This window comes from Nisaea nitritireducens, from assembly GCF_014904795.1.
Classification (GTDB): domain Bacteria; phylum Pseudomonadota; class Alphaproteobacteria; order Thalassobaculales; family Thalassobaculaceae; genus Nisaea; species Nisaea nitritireducens.
In genome coordinates, this window is sequence record NZ_JACZFS010000072.1 from 21,094 (window position 1) to 38,313 (window position 17,220).

The window sequence follows — 17,220 nt, forward strand, 5'->3', positions numbered from 1 at the left end:
TACGGAAACGCACCATGACACAACGCATCACTTTCATCGGCTTCGGCGAAGCCGCAACGGCCTTTGTCGACGGCTGGACGGACGTCCCCGATATCCGCGCCTTCGATATCAAGACGGGTGACGAGGCCCAGCGCCCCACCCTGCTTTCCCGCTATCAGGAACATGGCGTCGCCGGACGGCTCAGTGTGAAGGATGCGGTGACGGACGCGGACATGGTGTTCTGTACCGTGACTGCCGACCAAGCGCCGGTCGCGGCACAAGCCGCCGCCCCATATCTGAAGCAGGGCGCGCTCTGGTTCGACATGAATTCCTGCGCCCCATCTTCGAAACGCCAGGCGGCGGAGACGATTGAGGCTGCTGGCGCACGCTATGTCGATGTCGCCGTCATGGCACCGGTCTATCCGCAGCAGAACCTTGCGCCCCTGCTGCTGGCAGGACCGCACGCGGCCGAGGCCGAGCAGCTTCTGAAAGCCTTGCCGATGTCACCAACGGTGGTCGAGGGGCCGGTCGGATCGGCATCCTCGATCAAGATGATCCGCTCGATCATGATGAAAGGCATGGAGGCGCTGACTGCCGAATGCGTTCTTGCCGCCGTCAATGCCGGGGTCGACGAGGCGGTGCTGTCCTCGCTCGGAAAGAGCTATCCTGGCATCGATTGGCCCTTCCAGGCCGCCTACAATCTGGAACGCTCTCTCGTTCACGGCGTGCGCCGCGCAGCGGAAATGCGCGAAGTCGCGAAGACCGTGACGGATCTCGGGTTTCCGTCCGACATGGCCACAGCCACCGTCGTCTGGCAGGAACGTTTGGGGGCAGTGGAGCGCGACAAGGAGCTCGATCTGGAGGCCGCCGACTACCGCACGATCGTTGCTGATATTACCCCCGGGCTGCGTCACAAGGATTGACGCCAACCCGACACTCTATGCATAAAACTTATCGCTTTGGCCGGTATTGAATTTGAACCGCACCTGCCATCTGTGAAAACTCGCGTCAATGAGTGCCGCATCGCGTGATGACGGATGAACTCCTGTCGAAGAAGCGGAGTCATCGGATGCGGAAATTTGCTGCGACAAATTGTATACAAAAATCCAGGGAGGAAGATTGATGGCTTGGAAAACACAGTTGCGAATTATTGCCGCGGGTGCGGCCGTCGCAACACTCGGCGCCTTCGCGCTGGGGCAAGCGGCCGACGCCGCCGACCTCGATCTCAGCGGAAAAACAGTCAATTTCGTGATCCCCTTCTCGGAGTCGGGCGGCTCCGCGAAATGGGCAAACTTCTACGCGCCCCTGCTGAGCGAGGCCCTTCCGGGCAAGCCGACCGTGGCCGTCAAGTATATGCCCGGCGCCGGCTCGACCAAGGGCGCCAACTGGTTCCAGAAACAGAAATACGACGACGGAACCACGATTTTCGGCTCCTCGGGCTCGACACAGTTTCCCTACATGCTCGACGATCCGCGCGTTCGCTATGACTATAACGACTGGAACGTCGTGCTCGCCTCAGGCGTCGGCGGCGTTGCCTATCTGCCGCCGGATATCGCCAAGAAATTCGACGGCGATGCGGACGACCTGAAGGACATCAATTTCATCTGGGGCTCCCAGGGTGCGACACGGCTCGATCTGGTGCCGCTGCTGGCTTGGGAAATGCTCGGCATGAAGGTGGAGCCGGTATTCGGCATCAAGGGCCGCGGCGCAGGCAGGCTGATGTTCGAGCGTGGCGAAGCCAATATCGACTACCAGACATCCCCGGCCTATCTGAAAGCCGTGGTGCCGCTGGTCAAGGACGGCAAGGCCGTGCCGATGATGAGCTGGGGCGTCCTCGACGCCAATGGCGACATCGTCCGCGACCCGACCTTCCCCGACATGCCGACCTTCAAGGAAGTCTGTGCGGCGACGGCGGCATGCGAAACCTCCGGCGATGCCTGGGAAGCCTGGAAAGCCTTCTTCATTGCCGGTTTCCCGGCACAAAAGATGGTGTTCCTGCCGCAGGGTGCTCCGCAGGAAGCCCTCGACACCTATCAGAAAGCCTTCGAGGCGGTGATCGCACGGCCCGACTTCAAGAAGCTCTCCGCAGCCCGGCTCGGGATCTACCCGCAGCTCACCGGAAAGCAAGCCGAAGCCACCCTGAAGCTCGGCACCCAGGTGGACCCGAAAGCGAAAGCCTTCGTGAAAAACTGGCTGGTTGAACGCTACGGCGTAAAACTGAACTGATCAGGCTTATGGAAATGCCCCCGGACCAGCACGTCCGGGGGCATACCGACTTTACTTCTCCAGGGACTTGGACATGGACCTGATTTCAACGGCGCTGCCCGCTCTCGGGGACGCTTTTGCCTTGATTCTGCATCCTGAACAGATCGGGTTTCTGATACTGGGCGTTGTCCTGGGCCTTTCCGTCGGCGTCTTTCCGGGGCTCGGCGGTATCGCCGGCCTGTCCATGGTCCTGCCTTTCATCTTCGGCATGGATCCGGTCTCGGGCCTCGCCCTGATGGTCGGGCTGATCGCTGTGATCCCGACATCCGACACTTTCGCCAGCGTATTGATGGGAATCCCCGGCTCCTCCGCCAGTCAGGCAACTGTGCTGGACGGCTTCCCTCTGGCCAAGAAAGGCGAAGCGGCGCGGGCACTGTCGGCTGCCTTCGCCTCCTCACTGTTCGGCGGATTGCTTGGCGCCGCTGTACTCACTGTTTTTATCCTGGTCGCCCGGCCGATCGTACTCGCTTTCGGTTTGCCCGAAATGCTGATGATCACCGTTCTCGGCCTGTCCGTAGTGGCAACGCTTGCCGGACGCGTGCCGCTGAAGGGTATCGCGGCGGCGGGGCTCGGCCTGATGGTCGGCACCATCGGCGAGGCCGGTGCGGGCGGCAGCCTCAGGATGTCGACCTACGACATCCCCTACCTGATCGACGGGCTCAGCCTCGTGATCGTCGGCCTCGGCACTTTCGCCATCCCCGAAATCATCGGCCTGCTGCGGCACGACCGGCCAATTGCCGGATCGGATAGCCTCGGCGCCGGATGGGCCGCCGGCGTGCGCGACTGGTGGAAGAACATCTGGCTGTCGGTGCGCTGTTCCGTGATCGGCGTGATCGTCGGCATCATTCCGGGGCTTGGCGGCTCTGTCGTCGACTGGATCGCCTACGGTCACACCGTCCAGTCTTCCAAGGACAAATCCAAATTCGGCTCCGGCGATATCCGCGGCGTGATCGGCCCGGAATCCTCTAACAACGCCAAGGAAGGCGGCGGGTTGGTGCCGACCATCATCTTTGGTATTCCCGGCAGTGGCTCGATGGCCATCTTCCTCGGCGGTCTCGGCCTGCTCGGCTACGACGCCGGCCCGCAGCTGATCCAGTACGAGCTCGACATCACCTACACGATCATGTGGTCGCTCGCCCTGGCGAATGTCATCGGCGCCGGGCTCTGCATCATGCTGTCCGGCACCATCGCCCGGCTGACCACGATCCGCTTCACCTTGCTCGCCCCTTTCCTGTTCATGATGATCGCCTTCGCGGCCTTCCAGTCCCGTCAGGATCTGGGCGACCTCGTCAGCCTGTTTGCCGTCGGCCTGCTCGGTATCCTGCTGCGCCGGTTCGACTGGTCGCGCCCGGCCTTCCTGATCGGCTTCGTCCTCTCTCATCAGACCGAAAACTTCACCAACATGGCCAACCAGGTGGCCGGGGCGAAATTCCGGGTCGGGCTGGAACAGGGTTTCAGCTATATCGCCTCGCCGATCGTGCTGGTCATCCTCGCGCTCACCGTGCTTTCCGTCGTGATCGGCATTCGCCAGGCGAAGCAAATCCTGCCCGAAGGCGCCGTCAAGACCGGCAAGAAACGGGCACCGATGATCTTCCTGCTGGCCGTCACCGCCTATCTGGCCGTGGCCTGGGTCGACGCGCTCAGCATCGACCTGATCAGCGACAAGATCTTCCCGTTGACCATTTCGTCCATCACCCTGGTCTGCTGCCTGCTGTTGCTCATCCAGATGATGCGTTCGCCGGAAACGGATGCCGTCTTCGCGGACAGGGAGGCGGCCGGGAACGAGGATCACACGGGCGCCGGGCTCTGGGGCACGCTAGCCTGGTTCGCCGGCCTTCTGGTGCTGTCCAGTCTGTTCGGCTTCATACTGGCGCTGGCAATCTTCCTTGTGGCGTTCCTCGCTATCCGGGCCCGGCTCAGATGGCACCGGGTTCTCCTTCTCAGTGGAGCGGGGATCCTCCTGATCTGCGTCATGGCCTATTCCCTCAACAGGGATTTTCCGCCCGGCTTGCTGCAAGACATGGTTCGTTTGCCATGGCCGTTCGGATAACCTCCCCGAAGGCATTTGCGGTGTAGGTTTTGGGTATTTCCGCAAACGGGAACCTTGCTGGAAAGCTCTCGTTCTCCGCTTCCGGCAACGGGTTCTGGCTCCCCGCCATATTCGATTTTTGAATAGGCTGCGCAACGTTTGAATTTCGGCGATCAGTCCTTCGCTGATACTTTCCGGTGGGTGAAAGAGTCAGTGAGCTGGCTCCGAATGACCGGAATTTGTTGGAGATTGACCGGATTTTTATAACGACGGACCGAAAATTAGAATAATTATAGAAACGTGGGAAAATCGCACGGTTCACTTAAAAGCGAATTCCAAGCCGGTCCTGAGCCGGTCCTGAGCCGGTAGATCATCTGGGAGGTGACAATGAAACTCAATATCGTAAAGACCGCCATCGCAGCGGCGGCCCTGCTGTCCACTTCGGTCGTGGCACAAGCCGCCGAAGTGACACTGACAATGTCCCATTTCCTCAGCCCGAAAGCCCCGCCGCACGCCAAGTTCCTTGAGCCCTGGGCGCGGAAAATCGAGGCTGAGTCCAACGGACGCATCAAGATCGAGATCTTTCCGTCCATGACCCTCGGTGGCAAACCGCCGGAGCTCTATCGCCAGCTGCGTGATGGCGCGGCCGACATCGTCTGGACCCTGACCGGCTATACGCCGGGCGTCTTTCCCCGTAGCGAGGTCTTCGAGCTGCCGGACGTCCATGGCGGTTCAGCCAAGGCGACGACCCTGGCCATTCAGGACAATTTCGGCCTGATCGCCGATGACTTCAAAGACATCAAACCGCTTCTGGTTCACGTTCATGCCGGGCAGGCAATCCATCTCGTGAACGGCTGTATTGATGGCGCCCAGGATCTCAAGGGCATGAAGCTCCGCACGCCGTCGCGGACCGGTGGCTGGATGATTTCCGCCTGGGGTGCCGAACCTGTCGGCATGCCGGTACCTGCGCTGCCGCAGGCCCTTTCGAAAGGCGTCGTCGATGGCGCCCTGATCCCGTTCGAGATCGTTCCGCCCTTCAAGGTGCATGAGCTGACCAAATGTTCCGTCGTCGGTGCCAATGGCAGCCGCTTCGGCACCTCCGTCTTCCTGTTCGCCATGAACAAGGACCGCTACGACAGCCTTCCGGCGGACCTCAAGGCGATTATCGATGCGAATTCCGGTATGGCCATCGCCGGACAGGCAGGCGCGCTCTGGGATGAAATCGAGGCCCCTGGTCAGATGCTTCAGAAGAAGACCGGCTCCCCGGTGAAGGAACTCGATCAGGCCGCAACCGATGCCTTTGCCAAGCTGGGCGGAGCGGTCACGGCGAAGTGGGTCGAGGAAGCCGGTAAAGCCGGCATCGACGCCGATGCTCTGGTCAAGGCCGCCAAAGCGTCCGTCGCCAGCCACTCCAACTGATAAATCTTCCGCCCTATGACCGGCGGGACGCCCTCGGCGTCCCGCCGGCATTCTGGAGAATCGCGCGGTGAAACTGATCGACCGGCTGGCCTCGAACTGGGCCCTCCTCGGAGGCGTGCTGGTTTTTGCAATCATGATCGTCACATCGGTCAATGTCGGGGCCTTCGGCCTGGATCGGATTGCCCGCATGTTCGACGCTAACGTGTCCGGCCTGCCGGGATACGAGGACTTCGTGCGCCTCGCAATTTCCTGCGCCGCCCTGATGTTCTTTCCCTATTGCCAGCTGCGCCGCGGTCATGTGGTGGTCGATCTCTTCGCCTCCTCCTTTCCAGCCGCTTTCGTTCGCCTCCTTGACCGCCTCTGGCTCGTCATCATCACCCTTCTGGCGTTGTCGCTGCTCTACTGGATGATCCTCGGAATGCTGGAAACCATCTCGGACAACGCCTTGTCGCCGGTTCTCGGCTGGTCTGAATGGCCCTTCTATGTTCCCGGTATCATTTCCTTGTTCTTGTGGGCCCTGACGGCCGGATTTCAGGCCATCAAGGGGCTCGAAGATGCTTGATCGCGAAACAATCGGCCTGATCGGCTTTGCCATCCTCTTCGTGCTTCTGATCTTCCGTGTGCCCGTCGGGCTGGCCATGATCATGGTCGGGGTGGGCGGTAATTTCGCGCTCTCGATCATCGCGCCCTACCTCCGGTTCGAGCCATATCTGGCTCAGTTCAAGACCCTGCTCTGGGGGACCGTCGCCAATTACTCCCTTTCGGTCGTGCCGCTCTTCATCCTGATGGGCTATCTCGCCAGTCACTCGAAGCTGAGCCGCGATCTTTTTCAAGGCTTCAACGCGCTGGTCGGCCATTTCCGTGGCGGCGTCGCCATGGCGGCAATCGGCGCCTGCGCCGGTTTCGGCGCGGTCTGCGGCTCGTCACTGGCGACCGCTTCGACGATGGGCCGTGTGGCCCTGCCGGAACTCGAACGGCTGCGTTACGCGCCGAAACTCGCGACGGGAACCCTGGCCGCCGGCGGAACGCTTGGCATCCTGATTCCACCCTCCGTCGCGCTGGTGATCTACGCCATCATCGTCGAGGCCTCGATCATCCAGATGTTCCAGGCGGCGATCATTCCCGGCCTGCTGGCGGTGCTCTTCTTCATCCTGGTGATCGCAGTGATGGTCCGCCTGAAGCCGGACCTGGCGCCGCAGGTCGCCGTCATGACTCCGACCGAAAAGAGGCGCGCCCTGCTCCGCCTCGTTCCGGTCGTATTGATTTTCGGCTCCATCATTCTCGGCCTCGGGATCGGCCTCTTCACCCCGACACCGGCCGCCGCCGTCGGCGCGATGGCAATCCTGCTCTACGGTCTCGCGCTCCGCTTCAAGAGCAAAGATGCCGGGCTATCTCTCACGGGCATCAAGTCCTCCATTCTCGACACGGCCGTCACCAGCGGCATGATCTATTTCATCCTGTTCGGCGCCGAGGTCCTGAAAGGCTTCTTTGCCCGCGCCGGATTGCCGGCGGCGATGGCGAGCTGGGCGACGGATAGCGGTGTCGATCCGTGGGTATTGATGGTCCTGTTGCTGATGATGCTCATCGTGCTTGGCTGCTTCATGGACTCACTGGCCATGATCCTGGTCGTGGTGCCGTTCTTCTGGCCAGCCCTGGTGGAAGTCAATGGCGGCGACTACGCGACCGCCGCCACAGCCGCCTACGGGCTGGGCCTCGAGGATCTGAAAATCTGGTTCGGCATTGTCGCGCTGGTCGTGGTCGAACTCGGCCTGATAACGCCACCCGTCGGACTCAATGTCTTCATCATCGCCACAATGGCGCGCGGTATCCGGATGGGGGAAATCTTCGCCGGGGTGATGCCGTTCTTTGGCATCGAGATCGTTCGGATTGTCATCCTGCTGCTGCTGCCCGGTCTCTGCCTGTTCCTGCCTCACGCATTGTCCGGAGGCTGATTGCTCAAGGGGTTACTGACAGGTCCGGCACAGAATTGGCCGCGCCCTATGAAATCAAGAAACGAATGAGGAAACGCAGCAATGATCCCTGATAACTGGGACCCTGGCAACTGGGATAAGGAGACCGACGTCGTCATCGTCGGGTTTGGCGGCGCCGGTGTCGCAACAGCAGTATCGGCCCATGATCTCGGCTCCAAGGTCATGATCCTGGAGAAGGCCCCCGAAGGCCTGCATGGCGGCAACACGCGGGTGGCGGCTCAAGGCTATCTCAATGTCTCGTCCAAGGACGATGCCATCGCCTATCTCACCGCGCTCTGCGGCCCCTACAAGGTGCCGGAAGAGATGATCCGGGTCTGGGCCGACGAGATGGCCGTCAACAACGAGTGGCTGTCCGGGCTCGGCGGCGACCCGCAAGAGCATCAGCATCCACCGGCGGGTATCGAGTTTCCGGAACTGCCCGGCGCGCAAAGCTCTCATAAGTTCCATGACGGACCGAAGCTCGGCTACGGGCTGACCTGGGACCGGTTCGAGAGTTTCGTGCTCGAACGCGATATCCCGATCCTCTACGAAACACCGGGACGTGAGCTGATCCAGCATCCGGAGACGAAGGAAATCCTCGGCGTCCGGGCAGAGCAGGACGGCAAGAGCATCCTGATCAAAGCCCGCAAGGGCGTCGTGCTGACCTGTGGCGGGTTCGAGAACAACCAGGACCTGATCCGCACCTACCTGACGGGCGTGCCCTACTGCTACCCGTCCGGCAGCCCCTACAATGAGGGCGACGGCATCCCGATGGCCCAGGCGGTCGGAGCGGATCTCTGGCACATGAACAATTTCGCCGGTCCCTCGATGGCGCTGAAGGTGCCGGAATTCCCGGCCACCCTGTCGATGCAGCCGCTGCATTTCTCCAAGGAGTTTCCCGGCGGCATGATCGTCGTCGGTCCGGACGGCAAACGCTTCGGGGACGAAAAGTTCAAGACCCGGCACGGCAAGGTGCCGGTGAACGGTGTCTGGAAGGCGCAGCAGGTGCCCTGCCCGATGTTCATGATCTTCGACCAGCCGCTGATGGCAGCGGGACCGCTCTACAACAAGGAGCCGAACCGGGGCTGGACGGCGATGATGGATCGCTATGACTGGAGCGAAGACAATACCGCCGAGCTGGAAAAGGGCTGGATCCGGAAAGCGGAAACCGTCGCGGAGCTTGCCGGGATCATCGGCGTCGATGCCGCCACACTGGAAGACACCATCTCCCGCTGGAACGCAGGGGCTGGCAATGGCGAAGACCCGGAATACGGCCGCAAGCTGATGCTCTCAGCCTTCTCCGAAGGCCCTTTCTACGCCATCGAACTTTCCCCCTCGATGATCAACACCCAAGGCGGGCCACGGCGGAACGAACGGTCGGAAATCCTGCGCCCGAACGGCGAGAAGATCCCACGCCTCTACAGCGCGGGCGAGCTCGGTTCGATCTACAGCTATCTCTATCAGGGCACCGGCAATATCGGCGAATGCCTCGGCTTCGGCCGGATCGCCGGCCGCAATGTCGCGGCGGAGACGCCCTGGGACTGACAGATCTCCATGCCTCGAACGACAGAGCGGAGGCCAAAGGCCTCCGCTCTTTAAGATCTGATCGGGCGGCTATCCGCCACCACCGTTCCTACTTTTCGGGGATCAGGCCTTTCGGCGCAAAACGCATGACCAGCAACAGGATCGCGCCCATCAGCAGGTAGCGCATATAGACGGAACCGGCGACGAGATGATCGGCCAGGGCCGATCCTTCCGGCATCGGAGCGGTCACGACATTCATGACCCAGCTTCCAAGCGGCTCGGCCTGGATCCATAGGAACCAGATCACGAACCCGCCGAGCACCGCGCCCCAGTTGTTGCCTGAGCCGCCCAGGATCACCATCACCCAGATCAGGAAGGTGTATCGCAGCGGAATGTAGCTGGTCGGCGTCAGCTGACCGTCGAGGGTTGCCAGCATGGCACCGGCAACACCGCACACGGCACAGCCGAGCACAAAGACCTGCAGGTGCCGGGCCTTCACATCCTTGCCCATGGCCGCAGCCGCGTCCCGGTTGTCCCGGATCGCCCGCATCATCCGCCCCCAGGGCGATTGCAGGGCCCGCTCGGCCAGCCACATAATGATGGCCAGTACGGCAATGAAGAGCAGGGCGTAACAGATCTTCACAAACACACCGGCTGCTTCCGACGTGTCGCTCACCCCAAGCGAGGAGGCAAAGGAGATGAACCAGTCCGCCTCGACAAGATCCACCTCGTAGGGCACCGGGCGCGGAATGCCGGTCACGTTCTTCACCCCGCGCGAGAGCCATTCCTCATATTTGATGATGGCGATGATGATCTCTGAAATGCCGAGTGTTGCGATCGCCAGATAATCTGCGCGCAGGCCGAGAGAGATCTTGCCGATCAGCCAGCCCGCACCGGCCGCCACAAGACCGCCGACAGGCCATGCCAACAGGACCGGCAGACCGAGGCCTCCGAGATAGCCGGTTAGTGCGGGATCAATGGCTTCAATGCGCTCCGTCGCCGGAATGAAGAAATGCGTCGTCAGGAAATAGCCGGGGATCAGCAGCAGAACCACGACATAGGGGCGCAAGCCCGGCGGAACGGCGCGGCGGGCAAGCATAATGACGACGACGGTTCCCGCAAGCGACAGCAGCGAAAGGAAAAGATCGCCTCCCGCGACCTCCCAGGCCTCCTGCACCGGCGCCATGGAAATCAGCACGGCGGCAAGTGCGCCAAGCGCGGTGAATCCCATGATGCCGACGTTGAACAGTCCGGCATAGCCCCACTGCATGTTTACGCCGAGCGCCATGATCGCCGAGATCAGACACAGATTCAGAATGCCGAACGCAACGTTCCAGCTCTGGAAAAAGCCGACTGCGATCAGCACCAGGCCCATCAGACTGTAATAAAGGGCGACCTTCTTCGTCATATGACTTTTCCTCGAATGATGCCCGTCGGTCTGACCAGAAGAACAGCCACCAGGATGACGAAAGACACCGCGAATTTGTAATCGGTGGAAAGCAGCTGGACGAGCCCGTCAGGCACCCAGCCGTCCGGGCCGAGAAAGGCCAGGAAGCGCTTGAAGGCATAGGTCACCATCACTTCCGAGAAAGCGATGATGAAGCCGCCAAGCACGGCCCCCACCGGCTGGCCGATACCGCCCAGAATGGTCGCGGCGAAAATCGGCAGCAGGATCTGCAGGAAGATGAAAGGCTTGTAGGTTTTGTCGAGACCGTAAAGCGTGCCGGCAATGGCCGCTAGGGCGGCCGCAATGATCCAGGCAATCAGAACCACCTTCTCCGGATCGATACCGGAGAGCAGCGCCAGATCCTCATCGTCGGAATATGCCCGCATGGCCTTGCCCCAGCGCGTCCTTTGCAGGAACCAGAACAGGAAGGCGACAACGATCAGCGCGACCACCACGGTGATCACCTGGCTTTGCTTGATGGCGATGCCCTGGCTCAGACCTGTCGCCGCCTTGAATTCCCGGACGGTGACCAGGAACCTGGCGCCGTCCGCGAAGCTCTGGTCGTCTGGGCCGATGATGATACGGATCAGCCCCGCCATCACGAACATGACGCCCACCGAAACGATGGCGAAAACGATCGGGTTCGAGCGCTTGCGGCGGTAGAAGCGGAAGACGAAACGGTCCGTCACGCAGGCCATGCCGATGGCGGCGAGAATGCCGATCGGCAAAGCAAGAAGCGCCGTTGGCAATGGCGCGATACTGACCCCTTGCGATTGCAGGAACCAGGTGGCGAGGATCGCCGCCATGGCACCGAAGGACATCATCTCGCCATGGGCAAAATTGGCGAAGCGCAGGATGCCGAAAATGATCGTGACCCCGAGCGCACCGAGCGCGAGCTGGGCGCCATAGGCGAGCGCCGGGACGAGGACGAAATTGCTGAGCAGAGCGAATGCGTTGGCGATATCCATCTCAGCCCCCGAGGAAAGAACGGCGAACTTCCTCGTTCGCCAGAAGGGCCTCGCCGGTATCGGTGAAGCGGTTGGTGCCCTGCACGAGGACAAAGCCGTGATCGGCGATCTCCAGCGCCTGGCGTGCGTTCTGCTCGACCATCAGAATGGCGATACCTGTGCGCGCGATCTCGACGATCTTGTCGAACAGCTCATCCATCACGATCGGCGAGACACCGGCCGTCGGCTCATCCAGCATCAGCAGTTTGGGTTTGGTCATCAGGGCGCGGCCGACCGCGACCTGCTGGCGCTGCCCGCCGGACAACTCGCCCGCAGGCTGGTTGCGCTTCTCGGCCAGGATCGGGAACAGGGAGAAGACCTGCTCCTTCGACTCCGAGATGTCGTCATCACGAATGAAGGCGCCCATCTCGAGGTTTTCCTCGACGGTAAGCGAGACGAAGACGTTCCGGTTTTGCGGCACGAACCCCATGCCGTGACGCACCCGCTCCTGCGGCGCCATGGAGGTAATGTCCTCCCCGTCGAAGACAACGCTGCCCTCGCGCAGGGTGAGCATGCCGAACACCGCCTTCATCGCCGTCGACTTGCCAGCGCCGTTCGGGCCGACGACGACGGCGACTTCACCACGCTCCACGCGCAGTTCGCAATCGGTCAGGATATCGGCCCCGCCATAGCCGCCGGTCATGCCGGTCGCGGAAAGAAAACTCATTGTTCCGACACCCGCTTGTGTTTGCGGCCGGTCCCGAGATAGGCCTCGATGACCTCTTCGTTGTTCATTACCTGATCGACGGTGCCTTGCGTCAGCAGCTTGCCTTCGGCCATGACGATGACCGGATCGCAAAGCCGGGCGATGAAATCCATGTCATGCTCGATCAGGCAGAAAGTGTAGCCGCGCTCCTTGTTCAGGCGCTGGATCGAGCGCGCGATGGTCTGTAGCAGCGTCCGGTTCACGCCGGCGCCGACCTCGTCGAGAAAAACGATCTTGGCATCGACCATCATGGTTCGGCCGAGTTCGAGCAGCTTCTTCTGGCCACCGGAAAGATTACCGGCCAGCTCATTTTCGAGATGCTGGATTTCCAGGAATTCGATTACGTCGCGGGCGCGCTCGCGGACCTTTTTCTCGGTCTCGCGCACCGCGGCGAAATTGAACCAGGCATGCCGCAAATCCTCGCCGGACTGGTCGCCCGGGACCACCATCAGGTTCTCCAGCACCGTCAGGCTGGAAAACTCGTGAGCGATCTGGAAGGTGCGCAGCAGTCCCTTGTGGAACAGCTCGTGCGGCTCCAGTTCGGTCACATCCTCGCCGTCGAGAAAAATCTTCCCCGACGTAGGCGGAAAAGCGCCGGCGATGATGTTGAAGAGCGTCGTCTTCCCTGCCCCGTTCGGACCGATAAGCCCGGTGATGGAGCCTTGCTGGATTTCCAGCGACACGCCGTTGACGGCGTGGATGCCACCAAATCGCTTGGTGACGTTTTCAACTCGGATCATTTTTCAGTCCATATAGGCGAAACGGTCAGGCTGACGCCCGACCGTTTCCCAATAAAGTCTCTGCCTGACCGATCAGTGATAACCGACGGTTTTCCATTTACCGTCAGCAACCGTGGTCTCGCGGAAGCTGCCCGCGGACTCGCCCGGCGCGATCAACTCAAGCGCGGTGCCGCCGACATAGTCGATGTCGCCGCCATCGGCAAGAATCTTGAGTGCTTTCGCGAGTTCACCCGGGAAGATCTTCTCGCCGGGAGCATTCGACACCTTCTCGATATGGCTCTTGTAGGCTGCCGGATCGGTGCTGCCTGCGGATTGCATGGCCAGCAGAAGAATGGCGGACGCGTCATAAGCTTCCGGAACATAGGGGTCGTCGCCCTTGAAGCCTTTGCCTTCGGCCAGCTTTGCCAGCAGCGCCGCGCCCGGGCTGTCGGTGCCCGGATTGGTGCCGATGGAACCGTCGAGATCGGCGCCGAAATGATCGGTCAGCGCTTCACCGACCATGCCGTCGGGCAGGACGAACCGGTCGAAGGCACCGGTATCAAGTGCAGCCTGGATCATGCCCTTGCCGCCTTGGTCGAGATAACCGGCAACAATCAGGATATCGCCGCCAGCGGCCGCGAGCGTTGCGACTTCAGCGGAGTAATCGGCTTTGCCGTCTTCGTGCGCGGCAACGGCGGTGATCTTGCCGCCCTTGGCTTCGAAAGCGGACTGGATCGAGTCAGCCAGGCCCTTGCCGTAATCGTTGTTGGTGTAGGTCAGAGCGGCGGACTTGATGCCTTGCGCGACAAGAACACTGCCGATGATCTGGCCCTGACGGGCGTCGGACGGAGCGGTGCGGAAAAAGAGACCATCATCCTCAATGGTGCTCAAAGCCGGCGACGTGGCCGACGGGGAAATCATCACCATGCCGTTCGGGCGGGCGACATTGTTGAGGACCGCAGTGGTCGCGCCGGAACAGGTCGCGCCGACGATACCGGCAACCCCCTCTGACGTGATCAGGCGATCGGCAGCGGCCGTCGCCGCAGCCGCATCGACGCAAGTGCTGTCGCCACGGACGGACACAACCTTCTTACCGCCGAGGAATGCGCCGCTGTCGGACACTTCCTGGATGGCCATTTCACCACCAAGCGCCATCGGCTTGACCAGTGATTCCGTCGGGCCCGTAAAGCCCTGCAGCATTCCGATTTTGACGGCGTCTTGCGCATGAGCAGCTGTCGTCGACATTACCGCCGCACACAACAACGGTAGAAATCGTTTCATGGTCGCTTCCTCTATAAGGTTTCGTTTCGTGATTCTGAACACTATACAAATCCCCAGACGCCCGGCAATGCCAAGCGATTCACTCTGGATCGAATCTGCTATCCCGCCATGCCACACACTTCAGGCTGAGGTTTTTGGCAGCATTCCATCGATCGCCGCCATCACCCGCCCGAAAGAGGCGCGGGCCCGTGCAGATTGACTGCGTCCACGAAAGTATCCATGGACGAGGCCCTTTTCCTCGACCCACTCGGCTTGCCCGCCCTCATCCCGAATTCGGGCACAATAGAAATCGCCGTCCGACGACAGAGGATCGCATTCCGCCGTGAAGACAATTGTCGGCGGCAGACCGGAGAAGTCCGGGTCGGCATAGGGAATGAGGCGCGGGTCGGAATAGTCCGGGTTGTCGTTGGTGCGCAGCCGGAGATAGACATCGAGATCCGCTTCAGTCAACAGCGGCGCATGAGCATGCGTGACGTGGCTGCCGCCTTTTCCCTGATCGCACAAGGAGGGACCGCAGAGAGAGGGATAGACAAGCACCTGTCCAATCGGCGGGCGCGGCAAGCTGCGGGCATGATGCGCGAGGCAGGCGGCCAGATTGCCGCCGGCGGACTCACCCATCAGCACAACCGGCTTGCCGATGGTCCTGCTTATCCATTCGAAAGCAATGCAGGCATCTTCGAATGCCGCCGGATGCGCGTGCTCGGGGGCAAGCCGATAATCCACCGCAAGCACCTGAAACCCTGTACGGGCACAGGTCTCCGCGCAGATATCGTCGTGACTTTCCAGGCCGCCTAGAACGAAGCCGCCGCCATGGAAATAGAGAATGGCCGCACGGTTGTCCGGCTCCTTCCGCCGATAAAGCCGGACCGGCAACGGTCCCTCCGGGCCTTCGAGCGACAGGGTTTCCGAGGTGACATTCTCTGGTGGGGCCTCCCGGAAGACCTCGGACATATGGTCATAGATTCTGCGGTTTTCTTCCTTTGGCAAATTCAGAGATTCCGGTGGATAGAACCCGTTCATCCGGTCGATGAAGCCGAGCACCTCCGCATCCAGATAGGCGCGATAATCCATATCCATAACCGTCCCACTAAAACCGGCCCAACCTCAGACCGGATCAGATCCCGTGCTCGACCCGCTTGCGGCTTTTGGAGAACTTCATGCCGGGCTCCGCCAAACGCTCCCCGGGACCGATCCAGGCCCAGGCCAGAAGACACGGGTCGAATTGCCCGGTGGTGATACGGTGCTCCTGCCCCGGTTTGTTCAGAATCAGCGAGCCCGGCGCATAAACCGCCTGCTCGTTCTCCGACCAGGCGCCAGCGACGGAGATATAGCTTTCCTCGATGTCGCGATGGCTGTGTTGCGGATAGGTCGTGTTCGGCGCGAACAGGACGAAGCCCAGGATCAGCCGCTCCGATTTGACTGGACCCTGCGGCCCGAGGATATGGCAAAATCCGTATTTCTTGGCGAGCGGTCGCGGGACGCGATCATACCCGTATTCCCATGTCAGCAGATCGGAGACCCGCTCAAGCGAACGGCTCAGACTGCCCAGCACATTGCGGGCACCAAGATCGAAAGCCCGCGGCAGATGTGCCGTGACCGGCTTCTGCTCCGGCACCCGCTCAATCACTTCCGGGTTTGAATCGATCACGGCCGAAAGAGTATCGCGAACACGCTTGCGGTGACTCCGGATCGCCTTGCTGCCGCCCGCCGAGCCGTGCCTGTAGAGGATCTCGAACTCGTGCAGCAGATAACCCCAATTGGGGCAGCCTCGAAGACGCTGGATTTCGCACTCTTCGCTTGGCGGCTCGGTAACAAATTGAGGATCGAGCATCTCCGGAACCTTTCTCGTCAGCTCAGCCCAGATCGGGAGAAATCGGTACGATCACGCGACCACGAACATCGCCCTTCAGGAAGCGTGGCGCTGTCTCGATTACGTCGTCCATCGGAACTTCGGCGACCATGGATTCAAGCTTTCGCATATCGAGATCGGTCGCGAGACGGTCCCAGGCAGCAACCCGCTCCGGTTTCGGGCACATCACACTGTCCACGCCCCGGAGCGTCACCCCGCGCAGAATGAATGGCGCCACGCTTGTCGGCAGGTCCATGCTGGCGGCAAGCCCGCAGGCTGCGACCACGCCGCGATATTTCATCATGGACAGGACATTCGCCAGCACCATGCCTCCAGCGACATCGACTGCGCCCGCCCAGCGCTCCTTGTTCAGCGGCCGGGCCGTCTCGGAAAGCTCGGCACGATTGACGATGCTCGCAGCCCCGAGATCCTTGAGGTACCCGGCCTCGTTCAGACTACCGGTGACAGCAGCAACCCGGTAACCCTTCGCGGCAAGAAGGGTCGTTGCCACGCTGCCGACGCCACCGGAAGCACCGGTGACAACCACCTCGCCCATATCCGGCATCAGGCCTGCCTCTTCCAGTGCGATGACGCAGAGCATCGCCGTGTAACCGGCCGTGCCGATTGCCATGGCTTGGCGCATCGAAATGCCGTCCGGCAATGGCACCAGCCAGTCGCCCTTCACCTGCGCACGCTTCGCCAGTCCGCCCCAATGCTTCTCGCCGACACCCCAGCCGTTCAGGACGACCCGGTCGCCGGCCTTGTAATCCGCATGGCGGCTTTCCTTGACGATGCCGGCAAAGTCGATCCCCGGCACCATCGGGAAACTGCGCACCACGGGCGAGCTTCCGGTAATCGCCAGCGCATCCTTGTAGTTCAGCGTCGACCAGGCGACATCGACAGCGACATCGCCGTCCTCGAGTGCCGGAAACTCGACCTGTCCGAGGGCAACACGCCGTTCGTCCTCGTCTTTCTCGATCAGGATTGCGTCGAACATTGCTTCCTCCTCCTAGCTTGCAGGCATT

General features: G+C 61.4%; 15 protein-coding genes. 7 read left to right on the forward strand and 8 right to left on the reverse strand.

All coding sequences use genetic code 11. The features are described 5' to 3' along the window. Positions 1-14 precede the first annotated feature (14 nt). From IG629_RS20920 to IG629_RS20950, 7 genes are all read left to right on the forward strand, one after another. Positions 15-902, forward strand: a complete 888-nt coding sequence (locus tag IG629_RS20920; protein WP_193173856.1) for an NAD(P)-dependent oxidoreductase — start codon at positions 15-17, stop codon at positions 900-902. A gap of 199 nt (positions 903-1,101) precedes the next feature. After that, entirely contained in the window at positions 1,102-2,205 is a 1,104-nt protein-coding gene (locus IG629_RS20925; protein WP_193173857.1) for a type 2 periplasmic-binding domain-containing protein, read from the forward strand. Between the two features lie 73 nt (positions 2,206-2,278). After that, positions 2,279-4,294, forward strand: a complete 2,016-nt coding sequence (locus IG629_RS20930) for a tripartite tricarboxylate transporter permease (protein WP_193173858.1) — start codon at positions 2,279-2,281, stop codon at positions 4,292-4,294. Positions 4,295-4,660: 366 nt separating this feature from the next. Continuing rightward, a complete protein-coding gene (locus IG629_RS20935; RefSeq protein ID WP_028466709.1) occupies positions 4,661-5,692 on the forward strand; it encodes a TRAP transporter substrate-binding protein in 1,032 nt (343 codons plus the stop codon). Between the two features lie 67 nt (positions 5,693-5,759). Beyond that, positions 5,760-6,254, forward strand: a complete 495-nt coding sequence (locus IG629_RS20940) for a TRAP transporter small permease (protein WP_319025146.1) — start codon at positions 5,760-5,762, stop codon at positions 6,252-6,254. Next, positions 6,247-7,644, forward strand: coding sequence for a TRAP transporter large permease (locus IG629_RS20945; protein ID WP_193173859.1), 1,398 nt, complete (start codon positions 6,247-6,249; stop codon positions 7,642-7,644). Before IG629_RS20940 ends, IG629_RS20945 begins: the two co-directional genes overlap by 8 nt. Positions 7,645-7,725: 81 nt before the next feature. Then, positions 7,726-9,207: an FAD-dependent oxidoreductase gene (locus tag IG629_RS20950; RefSeq protein ID WP_193173860.1), complete on the forward strand. Its 1,482-nt coding sequence runs from the start codon at positions 7,726-7,728 to the stop codon at positions 9,205-9,207. An 88-nt stretch (positions 9,208-9,295) separates the two neighbouring features. On the opposite strand, the gene IG629_RS20955 is transcribed toward IG629_RS20950, so the two are convergent. From IG629_RS20955 to acuI, 8 genes are all read right to left on the reverse strand, one after another. Further along, positions 9,296-10,594 carry a branched-chain amino acid ABC transporter permease gene (locus IG629_RS20955; protein ID WP_193173861.1) on the reverse strand — a complete coding sequence of 433 codons (1,299 nt, stop codon included), beginning with the start codon at positions 10,592-10,594 and terminating at the stop codon, positions 9,296-9,298. Further along, positions 10,591-11,601 carry a branched-chain amino acid ABC transporter permease gene (locus tag IG629_RS20960; RefSeq protein WP_193173862.1) on the reverse strand — a complete coding sequence of 337 codons (1,011 nt, stop codon included), beginning with the start codon at positions 11,599-11,601 and terminating at the stop codon, positions 10,591-10,593. The genes IG629_RS20955 and IG629_RS20960 overlap by 4 nt, the downstream gene beginning before the upstream one ends. A gap of 1 nt (position 11,602) precedes the next feature. Next, positions 11,603-12,307 (reverse strand): ABC transporter ATP-binding protein, encoded by a 705-nt coding sequence (locus IG629_RS20965; protein WP_193173863.1) that lies wholly within the window; start codon positions 12,305-12,307, stop codon positions 11,603-11,605. Further along, the gene (locus IG629_RS20970; RefSeq protein WP_193173864.1) at positions 12,304-13,086 is read right to left on the reverse strand and encodes an ABC transporter ATP-binding protein; all 783 of its coding nucleotides are present in this window, start codon (positions 13,084-13,086) and stop codon (positions 12,304-12,306) included. Before IG629_RS20970 ends, IG629_RS20965 begins: the two co-directional genes overlap by 4 nt. 72 nt (positions 13,087-13,158) lie before the next feature. Next, entirely contained in the window at positions 13,159-14,346 is a 1,188-nt protein-coding gene (locus tag IG629_RS20975) for an ABC transporter substrate-binding protein (protein WP_193173865.1), read from the reverse strand. A gap of 120 nt (positions 14,347-14,466) precedes the next feature. Further along, on the reverse strand, positions 14,467-15,423 hold the full coding sequence (locus IG629_RS20980) for an alpha/beta hydrolase (protein WP_193173866.1): 957 nt from the start codon (positions 15,421-15,423) through the stop codon (positions 14,467-14,469). Positions 15,424-15,460: 37 nt separating this feature from the next. Beyond that, positions 15,461-16,177: a dimethylsulfonioproprionate lyase family protein gene (locus IG629_RS20985; RefSeq protein WP_193173867.1), complete on the reverse strand. Its 717-nt coding sequence runs from the start codon at positions 16,175-16,177 to the stop codon at positions 15,461-15,463. A 22-nt stretch (positions 16,178-16,199) separates the two neighbouring features. Beyond that, entirely contained in the window at positions 16,200-17,192 is a 993-nt protein-coding gene (acuI, locus tag IG629_RS20990) for an acrylyl-CoA reductase (NADPH) (protein WP_193173868.1), read from the reverse strand. Positions 17,193-17,220 lie beyond the last annotated feature (28 nt).

Excerpts from the sequence above, each read along its gene's own strand:
- IG629_RS20920 (WP_193173856.1), top strand. The coding sequence starts at position 15 with ATGACACAACGCATCACTTTCATCGGCTTCGGCGAAGCCGCAACGGCC.
- IG629_RS20925 (WP_193173857.1), top strand. The coding sequence starts at position 1,102 with ATGGCTTGGAAAACACAGTTGCGAATTATTGCCGCGGGTGCGGCCGTC.
- IG629_RS20930 (WP_193173858.1), top strand. The coding sequence starts at position 2,279 with ATGGACCTGATTTCAACGGCGCTGCCCGCTCTCGGGGACGCTTTTGCC.
- IG629_RS20935 (WP_028466709.1), top strand. The coding sequence starts at position 4,661 with ATGAAACTCAATATCGTAAAGACCGCCATCGCAGCGGCGGCCCTGCTG.
- IG629_RS20945 (WP_193173859.1), top strand. The coding sequence starts at position 6,247 with ATGCTTGATCGCGAAACAATCGGCCTGATCGGCTTTGCCATCCTCTTC.
- IG629_RS20950 (WP_193173860.1), top strand. The coding sequence starts at position 7,726 with ATGATCCCTGATAACTGGGACCCTGGCAACTGGGATAAGGAGACCGAC.
- IG629_RS20955 (WP_193173861.1), bottom strand. The coding sequence starts at position 10,594 with ATGACGAAGAAGGTCGCCCTTTATTACAGTCTGATGGGCCTGGTGCTG.
- IG629_RS20960 (WP_193173862.1), bottom strand. The coding sequence starts at position 11,601 with ATGGATATCGCCAACGCATTCGCTCTGCTCAGCAATTTCGTCCTCGTC.
- IG629_RS20965 (WP_193173863.1), bottom strand. The coding sequence starts at position 12,307 with ATGAGTTTTCTTTCCGCGACCGGCATGACCGGCGGCTATGGCGGGGCC.
- IG629_RS20970 (WP_193173864.1), bottom strand. The coding sequence starts at position 13,086 with ATGATCCGAGTTGAAAACGTCACCAAGCGATTTGGTGGCATCCACGCC.
- IG629_RS20975 (WP_193173865.1), bottom strand. The coding sequence starts at position 14,346 with ATGAAACGATTTCTACCGTTGTTGTGTGCGGCGGTAATGTCGACGACA.
- IG629_RS20980 (WP_193173866.1), bottom strand. The coding sequence starts at position 15,423 with ATGGATATGGATTATCGCGCCTATCTGGATGCGGAGGTGCTCGGCTTC.
- IG629_RS20985 (WP_193173867.1), bottom strand. The coding sequence starts at position 16,177 with ATGCTCGATCCTCAATTTGTTACCGAGCCGCCAAGCGAAGAGTGCGAA.
- acuI (WP_193173868.1), bottom strand. The coding sequence starts at position 17,192 with ATGTTCGACGCAATCCTGATCGAGAAAGACGAGGACGAACGGCGTGTT.